At 69.8% G+C, this 6,525-nt stretch carries 8 protein-coding genes; 4 read left to right on the top strand and 4 right to left on the bottom strand.

The genetic code is table 11. The features are described 5' to 3' along the window. Both ACP4J3_RS30965 and ACP4J3_RS30960 read left to right on the top strand, forming a co-directional pair. A partial coding sequence (locus ACP4J3_RS30965; RefSeq protein ID WP_426539379.1) for an XdhC family protein occupies positions 1–414 on the top strand: 414 nt, incomplete at its 5' end. Between the two features lie 49 nt (positions 415–463). Next, on the top strand, positions 464–1,195 hold the full coding sequence (locus ACP4J3_RS30960) for a hypothetical protein (protein WP_426539378.1): 732 nt from the start codon (positions 464–466) through the stop codon (positions 1,193–1,195). A gap of 40 nt (positions 1,196–1,235) precedes the next feature. Here ACP4J3_RS30960 and ACP4J3_RS30955 read toward each other — a convergent pair whose 3' ends face one another. From ACP4J3_RS30955 to ACP4J3_RS30945, 3 genes are all read right to left on the bottom strand, one after another. Then, entirely contained in the window at positions 1,236–2,207 is a 972-nt protein-coding gene (locus tag ACP4J3_RS30955) for a pirin family protein (protein WP_426539377.1), read from the bottom strand. A 42-nt stretch (positions 2,208–2,249) separates the two neighbouring features. Beyond that, positions 2,250–2,630, bottom strand: coding sequence for a DoxX family protein (locus tag ACP4J3_RS30950; protein ID WP_426539375.1), 381 nt, complete (start codon positions 2,628–2,630; stop codon positions 2,250–2,252). 140 nt (positions 2,631–2,770) lie between these two features. Further along, positions 2,771–3,715, bottom strand: a complete 945-nt coding sequence (locus ACP4J3_RS30945; protein WP_426539374.1) for an NmrA/HSCARG family protein — start codon at positions 3,713–3,715, stop codon at positions 2,771–2,773. A gap of 155 nt (positions 3,716–3,870) precedes the next feature. Here ACP4J3_RS30945 and ACP4J3_RS30940 point away from each other — a divergent pair, with 155 nt between their 5' ends. Beyond that, a complete protein-coding gene (locus tag ACP4J3_RS30940) occupies positions 3,871–4,329 on the top strand; it encodes a MarR family winged helix-turn-helix transcriptional regulator (RefSeq protein ID WP_426539373.1) in 459 nt (152 codons plus the stop codon). A gap of 335 nt (positions 4,330–4,664) precedes the next feature. On the opposite strand, the gene ACP4J3_RS30935 is transcribed toward ACP4J3_RS30940, so the two are convergent. After that, complete coding sequence (locus tag ACP4J3_RS30935; protein WP_426539372.1) at positions 4,665–5,789, bottom strand: amidohydrolase family protein; 1,125 nt, start codon at positions 5,787–5,789, stop codon at positions 4,665–4,667. A 213-nt stretch (positions 5,790–6,002) separates the two neighbouring features. Here ACP4J3_RS30935 and ACP4J3_RS30930 point away from each other — a divergent pair, with 213 nt between their 5' ends. Then, complete coding sequence (locus ACP4J3_RS30930) at positions 6,003–6,479, top strand: MarR family winged helix-turn-helix transcriptional regulator (RefSeq protein WP_426539371.1); 477 nt, start codon at positions 6,003–6,005, stop codon at positions 6,477–6,479. Positions 6,480–6,525 lie beyond the last annotated feature (46 nt).

Here is a 6,525-nt window from a genome sequence, read left to right as displayed (position 1 = left end):
GAGCACGCCGAGGTCGACGCCCGCACCGCGATCTGCGTCCTCACCCACGACGCCAAGTTCGACATCCCCCTGCTCCGTCTGGCCCTCGGCCTCCCGGTCGGCTACATCGGCGCGCTGGGCTCCCGCCGCACCCACGAACACCGCCTGGAACGTCTGCGGAAGACCGGCGTGCCCGAGGAACACCTGGCCCGCCTGCACTCACCGATCGGGCTCGACCTCGGCGCCCACAGCCCCGAGGAGACGGCGATCTCCATCACCGCCGAGATCATCGCCCACACCCACAACGGCACCGGCCTGCCCCTGTCCCGCGTCCCCGGCCCCATCCACGGGGCCGTCCGGACGACGACGGGCCTGCGAGAAGAGGAGCCCCAGACATGGACCCCGTACGGAGCACCTCACCTCGTCGAGGATTGATCGAGGCGCATCGGGTGCGCCCCTCGTCGCGGCACCGTCCGGCCGAGGGTTGCCGAAGGGCAACTGGCGCATCGACACCCACGCGCACTACTTCCCCGACGTGTACTACGACTACCTGGAGCGCCACGGCGGCCTCGCCGACACCCTGCCCTCGGCCCGGTCGACGACCGCCGCGTCACCGCCCGCGCGGTCAACGACTACGCCCACGACCTCGTGCGCACCCGTGGTGACCGGTTCGGGATCTTCGCGGTCACCCCGATGCCGGACAGCGAGGGCGCGGTGGCCGAGGTGGACCGCGCGCTCGGTGAGCTGGACCTCGACGGCATCTGTCTGCTCACCAATTACCAGGGCCCGCTACCTGGGCGACCCCTCGTTCGCGCCGCTGTACGAGGTCCTCGACCACCACGGCGGCTATGTCTACGTCCACCCGACGGGTCCGGAGGTGAATCCGGCCCCGAAGCTCCGCTACGGCCCCGACATCCCCGCACTGAACTTCGTCTACGAGTACACCTTCGACGCGACCCGCGCGATGACGAGCCTGATCTACAACGGTGTCCTGTTCGGCAGCGACTGGCCGCCCGTCCACAACCTCTTCGAGGCCGACAACCTAGAGAAGATGCCGTTCCTCGAGGGACGTCTGCCGGACCCGCGAGCGGGCGACCCCGAACCGCCCGTCGACGGCGTCTACAGCCCGCGCCAGAGGATCGCTCTCGAGCGGACCAACGCCCTCGCCCAGTTCCCGAAACTGCGCGCGCGCATACCGCGGCTGAGTCGGCACTGAACCACGACCGTGCCGCGGGCCCGGGAGATTCGGTGGCCGGTCATCCGGTGTGCGGCAGCCGGGTGGCGGGGATGACGCCGAGTCGGCCGGCCTGGTAGTCCTCGAAGGCCTGGACCAGTTCGTCGCGGGTGTTCATGACGAACGGGCCGTAGTGGGCGACCGGTTCACGAATCGGCTGTCCGCCCATGACATACAGCTCCAGCTTCGGGGTGTGTGAAGCCTGCCGCGGCGCGGCGGCGAGGCGCAGGCCGTCCCCGGGCCCGTGCACGGCGAGTTGACCGACGTGGATCGGCCTGCTCTCGGCGCCGACGGTGCCGGCGCCGGCCAGGGCGTAGACCAGCGCGTTGTATCCGGGGTGCCAGGGCAGGCCGACCTGGGCGCCGGGCTCGACGGTGATGTGCGCCAGCGTGATCGGCGTGTGCGTGACCCCCGGTCCGGCGTACCCGGCGATGTCGCCGGCGATGACCCGGATCAGCGCGCCGCCGTCCGGTGTGGTCAGCAACGCCACCTGGCTGCCGCGGATGTCCTGATACCGGGGCGGGACCAGCTTCTTCGCCCGGGGCAGGTTGACCCACAGCTGGGTGCCGTGGATCACGCCCCCGCTCATCACCAGGCTCTCCGGCGGCGCCTCGATGTGCAGGATGCCCGCCCCGGCGGTCATCCACTGGGTGTCGCCGTCGGCGATCCGCCCACTGCCACCGTTGGAGTCCTGGTGGTCCACGATGCCGTCGATGACGTACGTGACGGTCTCGAAGCCGCGGTGCGGATGCCACGGGGTCCCTTTGGGCTCGCCGGGGGCCAGGTCCACTTCGCCGAGATGATCGAAGTGGACGAAGGGATCCAGTTCCGACAGGGGCACATCGGCGAACCCGCGGCGTACCGGGAAGCCCTCACCCTCGTAGCCGCGCGGTGCGGTGACCAGCCGGCGCACCTCGCGGACCCGGGTCCTGGCCGGGGCGAGTGCGGGCAGGCGGGGCAGGACGAGGACGTCCTCGACGGTGATGGCGGGCATGGTGTTCCTCCCTGTTCCTCCCTGTACGGACGCTGCCGGCGATCAGGCGAAGGGGTACGGGCCGAAGCGGCCCCACGCCACCGCACCGGCCAGCGCGATCAGCACAAGGTTCGGCACGATCGCGCTGGACTCCTTGCGCCTGGCGTGGGTTATCGCCGCCCCGGCCATCAGCAGCACGAGGCCGACGGCGGCCAGCGGCGCCAGGACGGGGAGGATGTCCAGCGCGGCGGGCAATATCAACCCGACCGCGGCCAGCACCTCCAGGGCGCCGATCAGCTTGAGCGTGCCCGGAGAGAAGTCCTCGGCCCACGCCATGTTCGGCGAGGCGACGAGCTTCTCCTTCGGCTGGGCCAGCTTCGCGCCGCCGGCGGCCAGGAAGAGCGCGGCGAGCAGGCCGGCCAGAATCCACAAAACGATGTTCATGAGTTGACCAATCAGGGGGGAGGCAGACAGGGCCCGGCGTTCTCGTGATGCGTCCCGATGTGCGGGAGGAAAGCGGTATTTCGCGAGAACGCCGGGCCCTGGGGATCAGATGCGTGGAATAAGATCCGCCGGGTCGCCCGTCAGGCGCCGGCGAAGGCGTGCTTGTGTGCGTTCAGCCACTGCTGGAACGTCTGCAGTTGCGGGTTCAGGCCGCGGACGACGTCGAGGTCGCGGACCGCGTTGAACTGCGGCACTTCCGCGTAGAACTGGAACATGTTCCCCGACTCGGCCGCGGCGGGGAACGGCTGCGCCCGCATCACGTCGAAGGGCACCGGCACGTACGCCACGTCTTCACCCAGGGCCGCGCTGAGCTGCTCGGCCATCTGCTTGCCGGTCAGGTGCTCGCCGGCGATGGACACGGTGCGGCCCACGAGGTCACCGCCGCGGCGGAAGATGCCGTAGGCGGTCTTGCCGATGTCTTCGACGGCGATGCCGGCGAGCAGGCTGTCGGCCATGGGCATGGCCAGCACGAGTCGGCCGTCGTCTCCCCGCCGCGGCGCCATCGGGCCGAGCAGGTTCTCCCAGTAGAACGTGGTCTGCAGGAAGGTGGTCGGCACCCCGGCATCGGTGAAGTACTGGTTGGCCTCGGCCTTGGCGTCGAAGTGCGGCACCTTGTAGCCGCCCATCAGCGTCGGCATGCGCTCGTCGTCGAGCGGGATGTAGTCGCGGGTGTCCTCCAGCGTCGACCAGATCACATGGGCCACGCCGGCGGCCTTGGCGGCCCGGGCCATGGTGGCCGCCTCCCGCTTCTCCCGCTCGGGCGACATGTCCGCCCAGAAGTTGGTCACCAGGAACGCCCCATGCGCCCCGTCGAACGCCTCCGTCAGGCTCCGCAGGTCGCCGAGGTCGGCCTTCACCACTTCGGCGCCCAGGGCCGCGAGCTCGCGTGCGGCGTCCGAGTCGGGGCTGCGGGTCAGTGCACGTACCGCGAACCCACCACCGGCGTCGGCCAGGATCGCCCTGGCCAGCCCGCCGCCCTGGGAACCGGTCGCGCCGACCACCGCGATCACTTTCTTCTCCGCCACGGCCTTCTCCTTCTTGTTGAGTCAAGGGCGACACAGGCCCACTACATGTCACATCATCTATCTTCGCGTCCGAATGCATGACGCGTCATATGATGTGTCATGCACGTTAGGCGCAGGTGTATGACGTGTCAAGCATCCAGGTAAACTCGTTGCGCATGAACGACACACCCGCGTGGCTGAGCCCCGCCGAGCAGGACGCCTGGCGTGCCTTCATCCGCCTGCACCAGAAGCTCTGGGCCACGCTTGAGCGTGACCTGAAGGCGCACAAACTGTCCGGCGCCGACTTCCAGATCCTCGTCGCCCTCACCGACACCCCCGACGGTCGGCAACGATTCCAGGACCTCGCCGGCACCATCGAGTGGGAACAGAGCCGCCTGTCCCACCAGATCGCCAGGATGACCAAACGCGGCCTGGTGGCCCGGGAAGAATGCGCCGAGGACGGACGCGGGGCCTTCGTCGCCATCACACCGGCCGGCCGCAAAATCATCGAGGCCGCCGCACCCCACCATGTCGCCACGGTCCGCCGCCTGGTCATCGACGCCCTCAGCCCGGACGAACTCGCCACCTTCGCACGGCTCTCCAACCGCATCCTGGAACAGTTGGGCAACGGATGACGGACCTGGCGGAGGCCTTGTCCTTCAGCTCGGCGGCTTCACCCGGCTCGCCGACCGCGTGGCGAAGGAGGGGTTGATCCGTCACCGGATCGCTCTCATCCGAGGATCGCCGCCACCTGGAGCGCATCCTGCGCGCGCTCCGCTACGCCAACGAATGAAGTTCCGCGCGGACGCGCAGACCCTCAGCGCCGGATGGGCGCCGTAGCCGCATGGCCACCTGAAGCCGGTCGCCCGGACCGGAAGGCAATCGCCCTTCGCCGTCATCGCAGAGACCATGGGCCCGCCCCCGTCCGCCGGGACGGCACAGCGCCCCACTGTTACTGCTGCTGTCTTGGTCAGAGGTTCAGCAGGTGTGCCGCGTTGCGGTGTGCGATCCGTTTGAGGTCGGCGCGGGGGAACGGCGCTGTGCGGAGGAACTCGACTGCCTCGGCGGTTGATTCGTAGGGGTAGTCGACGGCGAACAGCAGCCGGTCGGCGCCGATGGCCTGGACGGCTCCGAGGAGGGCCGCGTGGGAGAAGACGCCGCTGGTGGTCGCGTAGAGGTTGTGCCGCAGGTAGTGGGAGGGCAGGTGGCGTGGCCTGCTCTTGGGGTCGGCCTGGTGGTAGCGGCTGTCGAGCCGGGCCAGCTGGAAAGGCAGCAGTTCTCCCATGTGCCCCAGCGTCACCGAGGCCCGGGGGAACTCGTCGAACACTCCGCCGTAGATCAGGCGAAGTGCGTGGGCGCCGACCTGCGCCGTCCATCCCCAGGACGGCCCGCTCAGCACGGGGTGTCCCTGGAACACCCGCCACTGATCGGCGGGGAAGAGCGCGGGATGGAGGTAGAGCGTCACGCCGAGCCGTTCCAGCTCGGCCCACACCGGCCGGAACTGCGGCTCGTCGAGGTAGTGGCCCTGGACGTGGTCGTTGTGCAGGACTCCCTTGAGGCCGAGTTGCTCCACCGCCCGGCGCAGTTCGGCCACGGCGGCCTGCGGGTTCTGAAACGGCAGGGTGGCGAAGCCGGTGAACCGTGTCGGGTGGGCGGCGACCACGTCGGCCAGGCGGTCGTTGACCCGGCGGGCCGTGGCCACGGCCTTTGAGGGGTCCTTGATGGCCTCCACGCCGGGTGAGGTGAGCGAGAGGACCTGCATGTCCACCCCGTGCTCGTCCATGTCCGCCAGCCGCAGCTCCGTGAAGTCGGCGAGCCGGCGCCCCCACTCCTGCCCCCAGCCGGGGGGCATGCGGGCTTCGCCCGGCCACGGGATCAGCTCCGGAACGGAGAACGCCTCTTCGACCGCGATCACCTTCATGCCGCGCCCCGGGCGGTCGGCGGCGGTCCCGGCCGAGGTGGAGGTGGCGGCCTGGGCGGGGGCGGGCGAGGCCGCGAGGGCTGCCGTGCCGGCGGTGGCGCTGGCCGCGGCGGCTATCAGACGTCGCCGCGAGGTGCCCGCGGTGAGGGGGGATTCAGGCGATCCTGTCGTCATCGTCCTGCCTTCCATCGGTTTGGTGGGAATCGGAGGCATGTGTCGGAGGGGTGGGATCGATTTGAGCTCACCATTAGGTAGCCTAATCGTAGGCTACCTAATGAATGCTGATCTCGGAAGCTCAGCTCCCGGTGGTGTGGGGCACCAGACCTGACCGGCCTACGATCGGCAGACCGCGCCGAACCGACCGCCTCACCGTGAAAGCAGAACCCCATGTCCTCCTCCCCGCCTGAATCCGAGCCGCTCATCCGGCTGCTGTGGCGCGCACACAACTGGTTCCGAACCGCCCTGACCACTGCGTTCGAGGCCCAGGAAGACGGGCCGGCCGTCAGCGCGGCACACGTGACCCTGCTCAGTCAGCTCCCGTCAGAGGGAGCGAGCATCGCCGAGCTGGCCCGGCGGCTGGGCGTGAGCGCCCCGACCGCGCACCAGTGGGTCCATGAACTTGTCGCCGTGGGCGTGGTGACCCTGGAGAGCGATCCGCACTCCGCCCGGTCGAAGCTCGTGCGCCTCACGGCGGCCGGTGTCCGGCGCCGCGCGGAGACGATGCAGATACTGGCCGGGCTCGAAGCCGCGCTCGCCGAACGCGTCGGCGCGGATACCGTCACCGCACTACGGGCCGCACTGGAGGAACCGTGGGGATCTCCGGAGTCGGTGGCAGTGGAACTCCCCGGCCCTTCCACCCCGTAACGCTGTTGGCTCCCGGGCGCAGTGGCCAGTCCTTCTCCGGGCAGCA

The organism is Streptomyces sp. UG1, assembly GCF_049974585.1.
Lineage (GTDB): Bacteria > Actinomycetota > Actinomycetes > Streptomycetales > Streptomycetaceae > Streptomyces.
This window is presented reverse-complemented; position numbering and strand designations above follow the sequence as displayed.